The organism is Flavobacterium omnivorum (assembly GCF_900099915.1).
GTDB lineage: Bacteria > Bacteroidota > Bacteroidia > Flavobacteriales > Flavobacteriaceae > Flavobacterium > Flavobacterium omnivorum.
On record NZ_FNDB01000007.1, the window covers coordinates 1 to 16,350 of the forward strand.

The following is a 16,350-nucleotide window of genomic DNA, read 5'->3' on the forward strand; positions in this document are numbered from 1 at the left end:
TAAAGAAAAGTTTGAAAAGACAATGGTCTTTTTCCAATTTAGTTAGTTTTTGTAGAATTCATTTATTCAATTATATTCATCTAACTAAATTTTTAGAAAGCCCTGAAAAAGACTGGGAATTAAATACCAAAAGCGATGGGCAATTGGGTTTGTTTGATGATTATTTAGCAACCGGATAAAATTCGATAGAAGAAACCAAAAATTATATTTTTTAGTACATCGAATTCTCAGGAAAGTAGTCAAAAACAAGCTGAACTAGGTTTAAACCTCGTCAAGCCTTGAAAAACAAAGAAAAAATAACGTTCCGATTATTTTTATCGGACAACAATGTTAAAAAATAAAGAATGAAAAATATATTAGCAGTATTGTTGCTGACATTTATTGGCTTTTCAATTCAGGCTCAGGAAGTGAAAAATAAAAACGCTAAAGTTGAATTTCATGTGAGCGGGAATTGTGAAATGTGTAAAAAGAGAATTGAAAAAGGTGCTCTAAGCGTTTCGGGGGTAAAATCTGCTGATTGGCATATGGACTGTGGCACTTTATATTTGATTGTTAATGAGCAGAAAACGGATGTTCTTACGATTCAAAAAGCGATTGCAAAAGCTGGTCACGATACCGATGAAGTCAAGGCTTTAAAGGAAGATTATGACAAACTTCACACTTGTTGCCAATATGAACGAAAATAATTTTAAAGAAAACCAAAGTGAAAGCTTTGGTTTTTTTAATGCCATATTTTTAATGTTTTTTTGAATAAAATGATAGCTGTTCACTATAAAAAATGATGTTTTTAAAGCGCTAGAATACCAAATAGCAAAAACAATATTTTGTTGTTGCCAATGCAAGGTTAATTCGGCTAATTTAAATAGTTAATAAAACTTTAAAATAGAATCATAAATTGTGGTTGAGATATATTATCCGTACTTTCACACACGAATAATTTTAGCATAAAACACCTTAGAATGAACGATTTTGATTGGAAGAATTTAATTGACCCACTTTTTTATATTCATTTTGATGTTAATGGAATTAAGTTGGGGATTTATATAGTTTTATTTATTGTATTTGCTGAAACAGGTCTTTTTGCGGGTTTCTTTTTACCGGGAGATAGTTTGTTGTTTTTAGCAGGAATTTATAGCCGTGAATTAATAGAAAATATTTTATTTATTAATAATGACTTTCTTAATGTTGTCCTTTTATCAACATTTGTAGCGTTGTCTGGAATTTTAGGGAACGTTGTTGGGTATTGGTTTGGTTCAAAAAGTGGATACTATTTGTACAATAAACAGGATAGTTTTTGGTTCAAGAGAAAGTACTTGGTTCAATCCAAAGATTTTTTCGAAAAATACGGTGGAAAAGCAATAATCTTTGCTCGTTTTCTTCCGATATTTAGAACTTTTGCGCCTATTGTAGCTGGGATTGTATCCATGGACAAACAAAAATTTATGTTTTATAATGTTCTGAGTTCATTCATCTGGTCTTTTACGTTAATTTTTGCCGGACATTATTTATATGGTTTTTTGCTTGATAATTATCAAATTGATTTGAAAGAGCATATTGAATTAATAGTATTAGCTTTAGTAGGAATTACTGTTTTACCCGTAATTTACAAGTTCAGTAAAAAATCGAAAGTTCAAGAATAAATCTAATTTAAAAATTGAAATGCCCCCAATCAGTGTAGAACTATTTGGGGGCATTTTTAATTGTTCTACTATTTACTTTAATTGAACTACCTTTTCTTCATGAAAAATTTGTCCGTCAGTATTCATGCCCTCAATGATAATTTTGCAGTTTTTTTTGTTATAATCTAGAATATCAAATGTGAAATTACCGTTTGAATCTGAAATTGTTTTTGTAAACCAACTAATTGTGCCAAAATTATTAAAACCGTTACTAGAAGCATTCTCGTATTCTAGATTTTGAAAAGTACTACTTTTTGAAAATGCATCTTTTACAAAAAACGAATTTGGATGTGGTTTTTTGGAGTAAGTATTTTGTTGTTTTTTGGTGTAAATTCTAATTATCCCAAGATTATTGTTAATGCTTGGCACTAAAGCTAGAGAGTTAATATAGATTTCATCAAGATCATCCATTTTTAAAAATTCAAGTTCATAATAATCAAAGTAGAGTTGCCTATCATCAATATAAACAATAGGTGTGGGTAGTTGTAATACACCAGGCAATCTACTATATATTTTTATCTTGCCAATGGTTCGTTCGACCTTGAACCCATTTCCTTCTATAAAATTTAAAATACTTGAAGAGTTGTTGGTCAAATCAATTTTATGACCACGAAGCATTCTGTTTGAAAGAATATTGCCATAGGTCAATTGTTTTTTTTTGTTTTTTGATACAACTTCTTTAAGTTGAATGGTTTTTTCCTTAAAGTGGGGTAAATCAAAATTTACGATTTTAATAGTATCATTTTCTGAATTACAGTTCTTTTCAATAAGACCAGTAAAAACTTTATTATATAGTTTTTTTCTATTGACAACTTGTAGCGCTAATTTTGCATCAACATATTCAAAATTTGGTTGTTTATGCAAGGATAAATTAACATAAGTAGAATCTGTTAAAAGCAGATTTTGGAATTCGAAAGTTCCATTTTCAGTAACATCAGCTGATGCCGTTATGAATTCTTTACTGCTTACTAGTTTTACTTTATGAAATGATTTGCTTTTAAGTGGGTTAGCAATTGTTCCTTTTAAATTAATTCCAATGTCAAAAGAATAATTTGCAGTAGGTGGTTGCAGTTTCATGTATTCCCAATCATATTTTAGGCTTTCTTGATTCAGTAGAGCCAAATCTAATTCGTAATATTTTAATCTATTTACATCATTTAAATAATAATTAGAATTTAAAAGAGATGTCTTTATATAAGGGTTGATAGTCAATCCTGCAATGATAGAATTGTTATCGTCGATACTTTTCGTTTCTACAGGCAAAACAGAAATACTAACCATATTATTAGTTAAATTGGAGAATGCAGCAAGTTTTATATTGTTTTCCTGTTGATTATTTTTTATAACATCATAATTTTTTTTCGAAATTGGACTAATGTATATTTGTCTTTCAGACCATTGTTTTAATTCATTATCAATTATTCTGATAGTATTAATTCCTGGATTTAAATCTGTATTATTGACAACAATTATTTGCTCTAAGTTATCAGGATTAATGTTTAAAGGTTCAACGATGTAATTTTGGTCTTTATGAATAACTAAATTTAATCCACGTAATTGTATACTATTGAAACTACTTTTATTTGTTTTTACTTTGATTGTAGTTTTCTCTAGCATGAAGGAACTTGCTTCGATAGCAACGCCTATTAAATTAGCAGGGGGCAAATTATTTTCGATAATTTTGTCTTCATATTTCACTACTACTTTTAGCACTTGTGTAGTTGGGATTGTGTAAAATTTCCCAAGCCAAAATTATTTAATTTGACGGTTTGCAAAGCCTCTCCTTTGCTATTTTGTATAGTTGCTTCAAGATCTGTAGGTGTGTTATTATTGCAATCTTTTACTTGTATCCCGATGGCATTTGAAACTCCGCTAATAAGATTTTTTCCTTCTGGATTCAGGTAAATTTTAAGTGTTTCTTTAACTATTTTTTTTGTTTCTCGAATGCCTTGGTCCGGATTGATTATGTTTACTTTTACCAAAGTAGATTCATTTTCTATAAAGTTATTCATCCAGTTAGTATACACTTGGATGTAATAGTTTCCGGAATCCAGATTGGGGTCAAGTTTAATTTGACCCGAAAAAACACCATTGTCAGCAAATACTAATTTTTCAGAGAGTTGTTTTCCATTTTCGTCTAACAATAGTACAAAAACATTGGAAGTGTAAAATGGTTTATCAGTCTTTCTATTAACTATGTATCCTTGATACCATATAGTCTCTTTGCTTAAAAATGTTGATTTATTTACATGGATATGGATTGCTTCTCTATCTAATTCAAAATAGTTTTCAAGCACAACACCAATCTTTGATTTGACGGTTTCTTCATTATTCTGGCTAAAAATAGCTGAAGAAACTAAAAAAGTAATGAGTAGAAAAAAATGCCTTGGTTTTATCATAATAAATAGGTTGGTTTTGGTTATTGATTTAGTAGGAAAATTAATAACAACAACTAAGCCAAATTTAATTGTACAGGCAAAAAAAAAATGAGCCCGAAGTACAATCGAGCTCATTTTCTTTAAAAAATTTAAATATTTTGAGTTTGTTTTAAATTTTAATCTAAAGGAAGTGCTATTACATCATTCCTGGCATACCGCCACCCATTGGGTTTCCACCACCATTATCTTCTTTGATATCAATCAATGCACATTCAGTGGTCAAGATCATTCCAGCAACCGAAGCAGCATTTTCTAATGCTACACGCGTTACTTTCTTAGGATCTATAATTCCTGCAGCAAGCATATCTACATATTCATCTGTTTTAGCGTTGTATCCAAAATCTCCTGAACCTTCAGCCACCTTTGCAACTACAACAGAACCCTCAAGACCTGCATTTTCAACAATAGTTCTCAATGGAGATTCAATGGCACGAGATACAATTTGAATTCCTGTTGCTTCGTCAGCATTGTCTGCTTTAATTGCGCTAAGTGCAAGTTTAGCTCTTAAAAGTGCAACACCACCACCAGCAACAATTCCTTCTTCTACAGCAGCGCGAGTGGCGTGAAGTGCATCGTCAACTCTGTCTTTTTTCTCTTTCATTTCCACTTCAGAAGCAGCACCAACATAAAGTACAGCAACTCCACCAGCTAATTTAGCCAAACGTTCTTGAAGCTTTTCTTTGTCATAATCAGAAGTAGTAGCTTCCATTTGACCTTTTATTTGGTTGACACGATTTTTGATCATATCCGCTTCACCAGCACCACTTACAATAGTTGTATTGTCTTTGTCGATAGTCACTTTTTTAGCTGTTCCTAACATCTCGATAGTTGTGTTCTCTAAAGTGTATCCTCTTTCTTCAGAAATTACAGTTCCTCCAGTTAAAATAGCGATATCTTCCAACATTGCTTTTCTTCTGTCTCCAAAACCAGGCGCTTTTACAGCTGCGATTTTCAAGGCTCCACGTAATTTGTTTACTACTAATGTAGACAATGCTTCACCATCAACATCCTCGGCAATAATCAATAATGGTTTTCCAGATTGAGCAACTGGTTCTAAAACGGGTAACAATTCTTTTAAAGAAGAAACTTTTTTGTCATACAAAAGGATATAAGGATTTTCCAATTCTACTTCCATTTTCTCTGAATTAGTAACAAAATAAGGAGAAAGATATCCTCTGTCAAATTGCATACCTTCAACAACATCAACATAAGTATCTGTTCCTTTAGCTTCTTCAACGGTGATTACTCCTTCTTTTCCTACTTTTGCGAAAGCAGTAGCAATTAGTTCCCCAATTACTTCGTCATTATTAGCTGAAATAGAGGCGATTTGTTTGATTTTTTCAGAATCACTTCCTACTACTTTAGCTTGTTTCGCTAAATCAGCAACAATAGCTTCAACTGCTTTATCTATACCGCGTTTCAAATCCATAGGATTCGCTCCAGCAGCAACGTTTTTCAAACCTTCTTTTACAATAGCTTGCGCCAAAACAGTTGCAGTTGTAGTTCCATCTCCAGCTAAATCATTGGTTTTAGAAGCAACTTCTTTTACCATTTGAGCACCCATATTTTCCAATGGATCCTTTAATTCTATTTCTTTTGCGACAGTAACACCATCTTTAGTAACCGTTGGTCCACCAAAAGCTTTTCCAATAATAACATTACGACCTTTTGGTCCAAGAGTTACTTTTACTGCATTTGCTAATGCATCTACACCGCGTTTTAATCCGTCACGTGCCTCAATATCAAATTTTATATCTTTTGCCATTTTTTTTGTCATTGCGAGGTACGAAGCAATCGCATCCTCATTATTAGTTTCGTGTTTTTGTGAAGGGACAAGTCGAGCTTATCCTCACTTTAATTTAGATAATTGCAAGAATATCGTCTTCACGCATGATCAAATAATCTTTTCCTTCTAGTTTCAATTCAGTTCCAGCATATTTTCCGTAAAGTACAGAATCTCCAATTTTCACTGTCATCGTATGTTCTTTTGTACCATTTCCAACTGCCACAACAGTTCCTTTTTGTGGTTTTTCTTTGGCTGTATCTGGAATAAAAATCCCTGAAGCAGTTTTTGTCTCAGCTGCGACTGGTTCGATAAGAACTCTGTCTGAAAGTGGTTTGATGTTTAAAGCCATGATTTTATGTTTTTAGTATTATTTAATATATTAAAAGAATAAGATTTCAGAAATTATGCCAGCTTATGATAACTGACACATTTTCTTATAAAAAATGCCAGCTTTGACAAGCTGGCATTTTTAAAATAGGAAATATATTTTTATTTTGCTGGATTTGTTGCATCTGGTGTGTTTTGAATTGGGGCTACCGGTGCGGTTGTAGTTGTATTGTCAATGATTTTAGAATCAGTATCACTCAAGGTTCCAGTAAAGCTTAAGCTTGAAAGAAGAATAAGCGCAATAAGTATAGTTGCTAATGTCCAAGTACTTTTGTCTAAAAAGTCAGTTGTTTTTTGTACGCCACCTAACATTTGAGAACCACCTATTGTAGAAGATAATCCACCACCTTTAGGGTTTTGAACCATGATAACTACGATTAATAGAAAACAAACGATAGTTATTAAAACTAAAAAAATTGAAAATGTGCTCATTGTTTAATTATTATTATGTTGTAAAATCTTAATATCCGATATGCGGTCCGCAAAGAAACTACTTTTTTCTGGATATTTCAAAATTAATATTTCATATGCTTGAATCGCTTTTTGATATTTTTTTTGTTCCAAGTAGACACGGGCTAAAGTCTCTGTCATCAAATAAGAATTATCAGCCGCATTTAGATCAAAAGTAACGGTAGAGGGCACGCCGTGCTTTACAGGTGAAATCTTCGGACTTGTTTCGATAAATTTATCTATTAATTCTATTTTTTTTCTTTTATCAGCATCTATAATAGGAGCTAGTTGATTTTTAGAGTTCTCAATTTCTCTATTGATAGGTTCCGTGCGAGAAAGTTGTAGCCATTCTTGAAAGGAATGTTGTTCCTTTTTCGAAAAGTCTAACGGTTTTCCAATAGCGAGTTTCTCTTCAACTAATTTTGAATAAACTTCAGTTTCAACTGGTGCAGCTTCTTTTATTGAAGTCAGAATAGAGTGTTCTAACGAGTTTATTTTTATTTCTGATTTTCCCTCCAGAATAAGAATTTCGCTATCCACCACTTGGATTTCTAGAATTTCTAGTGCTTTTTTATCGTATAAACTTTTATGTATAGAAGTAAAGGTATCCGAAGTGATGAAGTCAAATAATATAGATCTATCCGTGGTATGCGCTGCTGTTCTTTTTAAAGCAGTATTGTATCTATAACTGTTTTGATTGTACAATCCTTTTAATTGAATCGCTCTAGCACTTTGAAAATAAGGAAATTCATTTAATACTATTTCTAAAGCTTCCGTTTGCTTTTCATGGATTGCATCGGGTTTGTTAATCAAATAGGTATAATCGGTTACATTCATTGTTTTGTATTTAATAGCCGTATTGTTTAACTGTTTCTTTGAGTGAACAAAAAACATTTAACAAACGAACTTCAATTTACCATTTAGCTAATGATTCATTAAAAATATCTTGTGTTATTCGTTCAAAAATTTCTTTTAAAGCTGCATTTAATGTGGCTCCCGTTAATTGCTGTTCTGCTGGATAATCAAAGAAAAAGGTAAATGGTTTTTCAAAATCATCGGTTTCTTTTTTCTTATTGGTGAAACGTACGTTTATCCGAATCGTTAATCTATTTTGAGCGGCCCTTTGATCTGCCGTTGCTGTCATTGGACTAACTCTGTAATCTATGATTTCTCCCTCATAAGTTAAATCAGCAACGTTTTTGACTAAATTTAAATTAGTTTGATTCTGGATCAAATCTTGTAATTCTAATGTAAATGTTCGATCAATTCCAGGCTCAATTAACTCCGCATTATTTTGAAAAAATCCAACTTGAAAAGTCTCTGCGTCAATTTTTCCAGTTCCGGTAAAGTTATAAACCGAGCAACTATTGATGCTCAAAATAAGTATTGAAAGTAGAATTAGTTTTATATGTTTCATTTTCTAATTTAAAAATTGCTTGGTCAGTTCTAAAGGTTGGGTCAAATATATTCATTTTCAATCAAACCATTTCCCACTTCGTGTATTTGTAAAAAAGCTACAAATCAAATTGCTTGATTTTGCGATACAACGTTCTTTCTGAAATACCCAGTTCATCGGCGGCAGCTTTTCGTTTTCCTTTATTTTTTTCTAATGATTTTTTTATCATTTCAATTTCTTTTTGCTCTAAACGCAAGGTTTCTTCCTCCTCAATTGTTTCTGCAAAAAGATAATTATCGTCATTCTCTTGGTATGCGTCTTCCGTATTTTGGGAAGCGATTAAGGCTGATCTTGGCTCTTCTTCAAATTCAATTTCACTATCATTTTCTTTAGAACCGTATATTTTTTTTATCAAATTCTGATTGGTCTCTTGCACTTTTGAACTTCCGTTTTGAATCAGTTCCAGCGTTAGTTTTTTTAAATCATTCAAGTCACTTTTCATGTCAAAAAGAACTTTATATAAGATTTCCCTTTCTGTGCTAAAATCACTTTCACTCTTTTTGTCTTTAATTACAGAGGGTAAATTACTTCCTTGTACTGGTAAATAGGATTGCAAGGTTACTGAGGAGATGTCTCTATTGGTTTCTAAAACCGAAATCTGTTCTGCTACATTTCGTAATTGCCGAATGTTTCCGCTCCAACGAAATTTCTGAAGTAATTGAACCGCATTTTCATCCAGTTTTAAAGGAGGCATTTTATATTTGTGGGCAAAATCAGCGACAAATTTTCGGAATAATAGGTGAATGTCATCCTTGCGGTCTCTTAAAGGCGGTAAAGTAATGTCCACGGTGCTCAAACGATAATACAAATCCTCACGAAACTTTCCTTTTTCAATGGCATCGAATAAATTTACATTGGTAGCAGCCACAATTCGGACATCTGTTTTTTGAACCTGTGAAGAACCCACTTTTATAAATTCCCCATTTTCAAGAACACGTAACAAACGCACTTGCGTAGTAAGGGGAAGTTCGCCTACTTCATCTAGAAAAATAGTTCCGCCATCGGCTACTTCAAAATAGCCTTCGCGCGTATTTGTTGCGCCAGTAAAAGCCCCTTTTTCATGTCCAAAAAGTTCACTGTCAATCGTTCCTTCAGGAATGGCGCCGCAGTTTACGGCAATATATTTCCCGTGTTTTCTATGCGAAAGCGAATGAATAATTCTAGGAATATTCTCTTTTCCAACTCCACTTTCTCCCGCTACTAATACCGTAATGTCAGTAGGAGCAACCTGAATTGCTTTTTCTATTGCACGATTAAGTTTTGGGTCATTCCCGATAATCTCAAATCGTTGTTTTATGTTTTGAACTGATTCCATATTTTTTTTCTCAACCACAAATTACACAAATTATCGCAAATTTATAATTTTAGGTATTTATTAATCTTTTGTGAACTAACGATTTATTTTGAAAATTTGCTATTATTCCAATGGATGTGTCGGCTAATTTCATATAATTTAATGTTTGTGCAAGATGATCATTATTGACTTCTTTTATTGATTTTACTTCTGGTATAATATCGCTATAAACCACAAAGTCGGCATAAAATTTATGAGGCAAAATAATTCCTTTGTATTCCACATTGTACTCTTTTTCTCTTTCATATGGAATATTATGGTTTCTGAATTCTATTTCTAATGCATCTTTATAAACAATTTCAAGTAAACTAGGCCCAAGTATTTTGTGTACCTCCATACAAAGACCAACTATTTCGTAATTTTCATTTTTTTTTATAATAATACTCATTAGACTCAGTCATGTTATATATTTTAATTGAATGAATTTGCGAAATTTGTGGTAAAAAAATCAATTCATTTCACTTAAACCAACTGCTTCTCCTTTCAATGTTCCGCTGGTGCAAGAAGTGATTCTCACATTTACAAAATCACCAATTATGTAATTCTCTTTTGGAAAAACAACTGTGATACTCTGGGAATTTCTTCCTGAAAATTCTTCTGTCGATTTTTTGGAAACTTTCTCTACCAAAACTTCTACGGTTTGACCAATGAATTCCTCACTGCGGAACCAAGCGTGTTTTTGTTGTAAATCAACAATTTCCTGTAATCTTCTGGCTTTCGTTTCTTCGGGAACATCGTCTTCCATTTTTCGTCCTGCTAAAGTTCCTGGACGTTCCGAATACGAATACATATAACCAAAATTATACTTAACATAGTCCATCAAACTCAATGTGTCTTGATGATCTTCCTCTGTTTCTGTTGGAAAACCTGAAATCATATCTTGCGAAATCGAGCCGTTTGGGATAATTCTTCTTATTTTATCAATCAAAGTCATGTATTCTTCACGGGAGTGCAAACGATTCATCTCCTTCAGAATTCTGTTACTACCAGATTGTACTGGTAAATGAATGTGTTTGCAAATATTGGGATATTTGGCAATCACATGCAAAACACTTTCGTGCATGTCCTGCGGATTAGAGGTTGAAAATCGAATTCTCATTTTAGGAAAACCAACGGCTACCATTTCGAGTAATTGGTCAAAATCTACTGCTGTAGCTTTTTGCATTTCTGATGCTGTTGCAAAATCTTTTTTCAAACCGCCCCCATACCAAAGGAAACTATCTACGTTTTGTCCCAAAAGCGTAATTTCTTTAAAACCTTTGTTCCATAAATCTTGAATTTCGGTCATGATACTTTGCGGTTCACGGCTGCGCTCACGTCCGCGAGTAAAAGGCACCACGCAAAAAGTACACATATTATCACAACCACGCGTGATAGAAACCAAAGCCGTAATTCCGTTGCTCATCAATCGAACCGGCGAAATATCCCCGTAGGTTTCGTCTTTTGATAAAATTACGTTTATTGCATCACGTCCTTCCTCGACTTCAGCGAGTAAATTTGGTAAATCTTTATACGCATCTGGCCCCACAACGAGATCCACTATTTTTTCTTCTTCTAGGAATTTGTCTTTCAAGCGTTCTGCCATACAACCCAAAACGCCCACTTTCATCTTTGGGTTAATGCGTTTTACGGCATTGTATTTCTCCAAACGTTTCCGAATAGTTTGCTCTGCCTTGTCCCGAATAGAACAGGTATTGACCAAAACTAAATCGGCCTCTTCTAGAATTTGTGTTGTATTGTATCCGTTCCCTGATAAAATAGAAGCTACAATTTCACTATCCGAAAAATTCATCGCACAGCCATAACTTTCTATAAAAAGTTTTTTAGTATTCTCGGGTTTATTCTCTAAAACTAAGCTTTCGCCTTGTTTACTTTCTTCAATAATCTTCTCCATGGGGTAATTTAAAGTGCAAAGATAAGTGAATTCCAATAAATATGACAAGATGTCAGACTAAGAATTAACATTGTTTTGTGTTTTAGTTTTGGAATAAAAAAAACGTTCCTTTATTTCTAAAACAACGTTTTTACTAGCAAATAAGATGTCGTTGTGTTTGTGATCAGAACAATACCACACCCAATTGAATTCGGGCAATTTTAAGGGCTGGATTCCACATTGCAACTGCGGAAACAGGAAGTTTGTAATTTAAAATGTGAATGTTTTTGTACGCTTTGATTCCAGTATTTACAATATCAAAATTACTGTTAGGATCATCTGTATATAAATGGGAGGCTCCGTTTAGTGCAAATCCGGCACCTAAATAGGCCTGTAAAGTGATTTTTTGACTTTTCAAGAACGGATATCCTAATTCTACATAGGTTGAATACCTGTTTTTATAATCGAGATTATTCATCAATTCGCGGTCATTGCCGTATAGCAGAAAATCAGCTTCAATCCGCAAAGGAAATCGATCAGGAAATTGATAGGATGTTCTCAAGTCAATAATATGTGTGCTTGTTTTTCGATCATAATTAAAAACGGCAGGATTCTCAATATTTGTGGTATTGAATAGATCCCACACGGCAATTGAAAAACCATTGTTTTGGTATTGAATGTAATAATCAATTTCTTTGTAGTCTCCGTCAAACCCGTTTCCGCCCCAAAGGCCAACGGTCAGATTTTGTTTTTTGTCCAAAGCATAATAAATGTTTCCCATAGCAGTCATGGTCCCACTGATGACCAGTCCCCTCCAGAGGTGGCTCGTTTTTAATTCTACATCAAAATCCAGTCGGTTTGGTTTTGTGTTTGCTACAGCTACCGGAATGGTGTCGGAAACAGGCGTTTTTTGGGCGTATCCAGCTAGCGCTATAATAGTGATTATAGAGGTGAAAAATAATTTTCGCATGATTTTACTTTAAAAAGAGAAGGTTAGAGAAGTAACATATACAAGATTGCGGCCAAACAAGAACCTATTACAGGACCAACAATAGGAACCCACGCATACCCCCAATCGCTACCGCCTTTTATGGGTAAAATGGCATGCATCATGCGCGGTCCAAGATCTCTGGCCGGATTTATGGCATACCCTGTGGTGCCTCCTAAGGACAATCCGATAACCCAAACTAAAATAGCGACCGGCAAAGCTCCTACAGTTCCAAGCCCAATTGCAGCGCCAGTATCAGAAGTCATTATCAGTTCTGGGCCTGCGATATAAAAGATTACAAAAATCAACACGAAAGTGGCGATGATTTCACTCATCAAATTGGATGAGTAATTCCGAATCGCGGGTCCCGTGCAAAAACAAGCAAGTTTTCCGCCCTCATCTTCTGTAGCGGCAAAATGATCTTTATGGGAGAGCCAAACTAAAAAGGCTCCCAGCATGGCTCCAATGAATTGAGCTAAGATATAGGAAGCAACCTGAGACCAAGCGAATTTTCCTATCAGAGCTAGGCCTAATGTGACAATTGGATTTAAATGTGCACCGCTAATAGGACCGGCAACGGCAACACCAACAAATACAGCAAAGCCCCATGCCGTGCTGATGACAATCCAACCCGAATTATTTCCTTTGGTTCCTTTAAGAACGACATTGGCAACTACGCCATTACCTAGTAAAATCATAAGCATGGTACCGAGAATTTCTGCTATAAATGGAGTCATAATATAAGGTTTTAGTGATTAATCTTCTATCCAGTTTCCAGCTCGGCCCACCGCTTTACCCCAGTTTTTTACCAATTCTGTTACAGTATCTCTGGGCATTTCGGGAGAAAATTCACGGTCTATTGTCCATTGTTTTTGTAATTCATCTACACTGTCCCAATATCCAATAGCCAAACCGGCTAAATAAGCGGCTCCTAAGGCCGTTGTTTCTAATGTCTTTGGACGAATCACTTTAAAATTAAAAAGATCTGATTGGAATTGCATCAGTAAATTATTAGCAACTGCTCCGCCATCCACTCTTAGTTCAATTCCCTTTTTTTCAAAATCGGCTTCCATTGCTTTTGCTAAATCATATACTTGATAGGCGATTCCTTCAAGAGTAGCTCTGGCAATGTGCGCGTTTGTGGTCCCTCGAGTTATCCCAACAATGGCTCCTCGAGCGTATTGGTCCCAATATGGCGCTCCCAAGCCTGTTAGTGCAGGGACAAAATATACGCCCCCGTTGTCTGGAACACTGGCTGCTAATTCTTCAATTTCATGGGCAGCATCAATCATTTTAGCGCCATCTCTCAGCCATTGTACGGCCGCACCGCCAACAAAAACGCTGCCTTCTAAGGCGTAAGTTGTTTTTCCATTCATTTTCCATGCCACGGTGGTTAATAAGTTGTTTTTAGAATAAACGGGCTTTTTACCAGTATTCATAAGCATAAAACAGCCTGTTCCATAGGTGTTTTTTACCATTCCGGGATTGATGCACAGCTGTCCAAAAAGAGCTGCTTGCTGATCTCCGGCAACTCCGGCTATTGGAATTTTTGTTGAGAATAGAGTGGTTGAGGTTACTCCATAGACCTCGCTGCTTTGTTTTATTTCTGGCAATATCGATTGCGGGATATCAAATAAATTTAATAATTCTTGGTCCCATTCCATTGTGTGGATATTCAATAACATCGTTCTGCTGGCATTGGAAACATCAGTCATGAACATTTTACCTCGGGTCAATTTCCAAATTAACCAGGTGTCGACGGTTCCAAAACACAACTTTCCTTGTTCTGCTTTTTCACGAGCTCCTTTTACATTATCTAGTATCCATTTTAATTTTGTGGCAGAAAAATAGGCGTCTAAAACAAGTCCTGTTTTTTCCTTGATCATATCTCCATGACCTTCAGCTTTCAATGCGTCACAATATTTGGATGTTCTTCTGTCTTGCCAAACAATTGCGTTGTAAATTGGTTTACTGGTTTCTCTGTCCCAAACTATCGTGGTTTCTCTTTGATTAGTGATACCAATAGCGGCGATTTCTTTTCCTGAGATTCCTACTTTTGCAATAACTTCAGCAGTAACACTCATTTGTGAGGACCAAATTTCGTTTGGATCGTGTTCTACCCATCCTGGTTTTGGAAAAATTTGTTCAAAGGATTTTTGAGACACGTTGACAATTTCTCCATCATGATTGAAGACAATTGCCCTAGAAGATGTGGTCCCTTGGTCAAGGGCAAGAATTAGTTTGTTTTTCATTTTTGGCGTTTTTTATGTTAATAGGGTTATAGATTATTTTACTTGAAATTCTGTTAAAAGGAAACCGTTGGCGAGAGTTCTAAATTCAGCTGCTTGAGCTTGAGCCCAAGTAGTGTCATGGACTAATTCTTTGGCTAATAATTGAGCAACTTTTTCAGAAGAATCAATTGCTGCTCTGGCGTCTAAAAATAAAAGTCGTACACGTCTAGCCAGTACATCCTCAATGGTTCTGGCCATTTCGAAACGAATGGCCCAAGCCACTTCGGCCATGGTGTAATCATAGTCAGGATGTAGTTTCTCTTTCAATATAGGCTCGTCTTCCTGTAATTTTAGTATTTTAGGAATGTCAGTTCCATAAATGTATAAATGATTTTCCCGGTCTGTTACTGAGGTTGCTTTATTTCCGTGGATAGCGATGTGTTCCGTTTTACATCCGTTTTTAGGTAAATTATGTACTTTGATTGCTTTGCCAATAACGTCTTCGGCGATTTTTCTGTATGTAGTCCATTTTCCTCCGGTGATGGTAATTAATCCGGTATCCGAAACAATTATTTTATGGCTTCTTGAAACTTCTTTGGTACTTTGGCCTTTCTTTTCAGGTGCTGCTAAAGGTCTTAATCCTGCAAAAACAGATAAAACATCACCTCTTGTTGGTTTTTTCTCTAGAAATCTTTGGGCAGTTTCTAAAACAAAATCAATTTCTTCCTCCAAGGCAATTGGTTCCAGACTCGATTTTTTAACCAAGGTATCGGTGGTTCCTACCACAATTTTATCATGCCATGGCACGGCAAATAAAACACGTCCGTCACTTGTTTTTGGAATCATTAAGGCGTGCTGACTTGGCAAGAATGATTTGTCAAAAACCAAGTGAATTCCTTGGCTTGGAACGATATATTTTTTGTATTCCAAATCATTCATTTTCATGATTGAATTGGTAAAAACTCCCGTAGCATTAATAACCGCAGTTCCATTTAGTTCATATTTAGTGCCGGTTTCTTTATCTTCAAATTCTACTCCTATAACTTGGTTCTTATCATCTTTCAATAAGTTAGTTACTTTTGAATAATTCAATAGCGTAGCTCCATTTTCAACTGCAGTTTGCGCAATGTTGATCGCTAAACGGGAATCATCAAACTGTCCGTCTTGATATACTACGCCGCTTACCAATCCTTTTTGTGTAATGGTCGGAAGTAATTCGATTGTTTTTTTTCTGGAAACATATTTAGAAGCGCCTAAACTTAATCGTCCTGCTAACATGTCATATAAAGTAAGCCCAACGGTATAGAAATAACCACCCCACCAATTGTAATTTGGAATCACGAAGGATTGATTTTTTACCAAGTGGCCGGCGTTTTGAGCCATTAAACCTCTTTCTTTTAGAGCTTCACGTACCAAAGCAATATCTCCTTGTTCTAAATACCGAACCCCACCATGAACTAACTTTGTGCTTCGGCTGGAGGTTCCTTTGGCAAAATCAATAGATTCCAACAAGATGGTTTTGAAACCTCTGCTGGCTGCATCTAATGCAATGCCTAATCCGTTAGCACCTCCACCAATAATGATTACATCCCAATTTTTGGTTTGTGCAAGTTGAGTTAATTGTTCTGATCTTTTCATTTTATTATTTTTATATCGTAACCTAATGTTTTCGTTTTACAAACATAACGAAATAAATCGAAACAAAGTG

The 16,350-nt window shown here is 34.8% G+C and carries 16 protein-coding genes; 2 read left to right on the top strand and 14 right to left on the bottom strand.

The genetic code is table 11. From position 1 onward, the window contains the following. Positions 1-344 precede the first annotated feature (344 nt). Complete coding sequence (locus BLS90_RS08760) at positions 345-686, top strand: heavy-metal-associated domain-containing protein (protein WP_091257287.1); 342 nt, start codon at positions 345-347, stop codon at positions 684-686. 273 nt (positions 687-959) lie between these two features. After that, positions 960-1,640: a DedA family protein gene (locus BLS90_RS08765; protein ID WP_073352721.1), complete on the top strand. Its 681-nt coding sequence runs from the start codon at positions 960-962 to the stop codon at positions 1,638-1,640. 72 nt (positions 1,641-1,712) lie between these two features. Here BLS90_RS08765 and BLS90_RS08770 read toward each other — a convergent pair whose 3' ends face one another. The 14 genes from BLS90_RS08770 to BLS90_RS08835 all read right to left on the bottom strand — a co-directional run bounded on the left by BLS90_RS08770 (position 1,713) and on the right by BLS90_RS08835 (position 16,280). Continuing rightward, positions 1,713-3,392 (bottom strand): hypothetical protein, encoded by a 1,680-nt coding sequence (locus BLS90_RS08770; protein WP_091257288.1) that lies wholly within the window; start codon positions 3,390-3,392, stop codon positions 1,713-1,715. Beyond that, the gene (locus tag BLS90_RS08775) at positions 3,386-4,078 is read right to left on the bottom strand and encodes a hypothetical protein (RefSeq protein WP_139171402.1); all 693 of its coding nucleotides are present in this window, start codon (positions 4,076-4,078) and stop codon (positions 3,386-3,388) included. Before BLS90_RS08775 ends, BLS90_RS08770 begins: the two co-directional genes overlap by 7 nt. Positions 4,079-4,253: 175 nt before the next feature. Then, positions 4,254-5,882, bottom strand: coding sequence for a chaperonin GroEL (groL, locus tag BLS90_RS08780; protein WP_091257393.1), 1,629 nt, complete (start codon positions 5,880-5,882; stop codon positions 4,254-4,256). A 94-nt stretch (positions 5,883-5,976) separates the two neighbouring features. Continuing rightward, entirely contained in the window at positions 5,977-6,252 is a 276-nt protein-coding gene (locus BLS90_RS08785; protein ID WP_007137725.1) for a co-chaperone GroES, read from the bottom strand. A gap of 140 nt (positions 6,253-6,392) precedes the next feature. Further along, positions 6,393-6,722 (bottom strand): preprotein translocase subunit SecG, encoded by a 330-nt coding sequence (gene secG / locus BLS90_RS08790; protein ID WP_091257290.1) that lies wholly within the window; start codon positions 6,720-6,722, stop codon positions 6,393-6,395. A gap of 3 nt (positions 6,723-6,725) precedes the next feature. After that, on the bottom strand, positions 6,726-7,577 hold the full coding sequence (locus BLS90_RS08795; RefSeq protein WP_091257394.1) for a tetratricopeptide repeat protein: 852 nt from the start codon (positions 7,575-7,577) through the stop codon (positions 6,726-6,728). A 76-nt stretch (positions 7,578-7,653) separates the two neighbouring features. Next, positions 7,654-8,157 (bottom strand): LptE family protein, encoded by a 504-nt coding sequence (locus tag BLS90_RS08800; RefSeq protein ID WP_091257291.1) that lies wholly within the window; start codon positions 8,155-8,157, stop codon positions 7,654-7,656. A gap of 97 nt (positions 8,158-8,254) precedes the next feature. Then, positions 8,255-9,511 (bottom strand): sigma-54 interaction domain-containing protein, encoded by a 1,257-nt coding sequence (locus BLS90_RS08805; RefSeq protein ID WP_091257292.1) that lies wholly within the window; start codon positions 9,509-9,511, stop codon positions 8,255-8,257. 49 nt (positions 9,512-9,560) lie between these two features. Beyond that, entirely contained in the window at positions 9,561-9,938 is a 378-nt protein-coding gene (locus BLS90_RS08810; RefSeq protein ID WP_091257293.1) for a GxxExxY protein, read from the bottom strand. 60 nt (positions 9,939-9,998) lie between these two features. Continuing rightward, positions 9,999-11,444, bottom strand: coding sequence for a tRNA (N6-isopentenyl adenosine(37)-C2)-methylthiotransferase MiaB (miaB, locus tag BLS90_RS08815; RefSeq protein WP_091257294.1), 1,446 nt, complete (start codon positions 11,442-11,444; stop codon positions 9,999-10,001). A 163-nt stretch (positions 11,445-11,607) separates the two neighbouring features. Beyond that, positions 11,608-12,393, bottom strand: a complete 786-nt coding sequence (locus tag BLS90_RS08820) for a hypothetical protein (RefSeq protein ID WP_091257295.1) — start codon at positions 12,391-12,393, stop codon at positions 11,608-11,610. 23 nt (positions 12,394-12,416) lie between these two features. Beyond that, complete coding sequence (locus BLS90_RS08825; RefSeq protein ID WP_091257296.1) at positions 12,417-13,148, bottom strand: MIP/aquaporin family protein; 732 nt, start codon at positions 13,146-13,148, stop codon at positions 12,417-12,419. An 18-nt stretch (positions 13,149-13,166) separates the two neighbouring features. Next, positions 13,167-14,663, bottom strand: coding sequence for a glycerol kinase GlpK (gene glpK, locus BLS90_RS08830; RefSeq protein WP_091257297.1), 1,497 nt, complete (start codon positions 14,661-14,663; stop codon positions 13,167-13,169). A 33-nt stretch (positions 14,664-14,696) separates the two neighbouring features. After that, positions 14,697-16,280 (bottom strand): glycerol-3-phosphate dehydrogenase/oxidase, encoded by a 1,584-nt coding sequence (locus BLS90_RS08835; RefSeq protein ID WP_091257298.1) that lies wholly within the window; start codon positions 16,278-16,280, stop codon positions 14,697-14,699. Positions 16,281-16,350 lie beyond the last annotated feature (70 nt).

Coding starts and splice junctions, on each gene's coding strand:
- BLS90_RS08760 (WP_091257287.1), top strand. CDS start 345: ATGAAAAATATATTAGCAGTATTGTTGCTGACATTTATTGGCTTTTCA.
- BLS90_RS08765 (WP_073352721.1), top strand. CDS start 960: ATGAACGATTTTGATTGGAAGAATTTAATTGACCCACTTTTTTATATT.
- BLS90_RS08775 (WP_139171402.1), bottom strand. CDS start 4,078: ATGATAAAACCAAGGCATTTTTTTCTACTCATTACTTTTTTAGTTTCT.
- groL (WP_091257393.1), bottom strand. CDS start 5,882: ATGGCAAAAGATATAAAATTTGATATTGAGGCACGTGACGGATTAAAA.
- BLS90_RS08785 (WP_007137725.1), bottom strand. CDS start 6,252: ATGGCTTTAAACATCAAACCACTTTCAGACAGAGTTCTTATCGAACCA.
- secG (WP_091257290.1), bottom strand. CDS start 6,722: ATGAGCACATTTTCAATTTTTTTAGTTTTAATAACTATCGTTTGTTTT.
- BLS90_RS08795 (WP_091257394.1), bottom strand. CDS start 7,577: ATGAATGTAACCGATTATACCTATTTGATTAACAAACCCGATGCAATC.
- BLS90_RS08800 (WP_091257291.1), bottom strand. CDS start 8,157: ATGAAACATATAAAACTAATTCTACTTTCAATACTTATTTTGAGCATC.
- BLS90_RS08805 (WP_091257292.1), bottom strand. CDS start 9,511: ATGGAATCAGTTCAAAACATAAAACAACGATTTGAGATTATCGGGAAT.
- BLS90_RS08810 (WP_091257293.1), bottom strand. CDS start 9,938: ATGAGTATTATTATAAAAAAAAATGAAAATTACGAAATAGTTGGTCTT.
- miaB (WP_091257294.1), bottom strand. CDS start 11,444: ATGGAGAAGATTATTGAAGAAAGTAAACAAGGCGAAAGCTTAGTTTTA.
- BLS90_RS08820 (WP_091257295.1), bottom strand. CDS start 12,393: ATGCGAAAATTATTTTTCACCTCTATAATCACTATTATAGCGCTAGCT.
- BLS90_RS08825 (WP_091257296.1), bottom strand. CDS start 13,148: ATGACTCCATTTATAGCAGAAATTCTCGGTACCATGCTTATGATTTTA.
- glpK (WP_091257297.1), bottom strand. CDS start 14,663: ATGAAAAACAAACTAATTCTTGCCCTTGACCAAGGGACCACATCTTCT.
- BLS90_RS08835 (WP_091257298.1), bottom strand. CDS start 16,280: ATGAAAAGATCAGAACAATTAACTCAACTTGCACAAACCAAAAATTGG.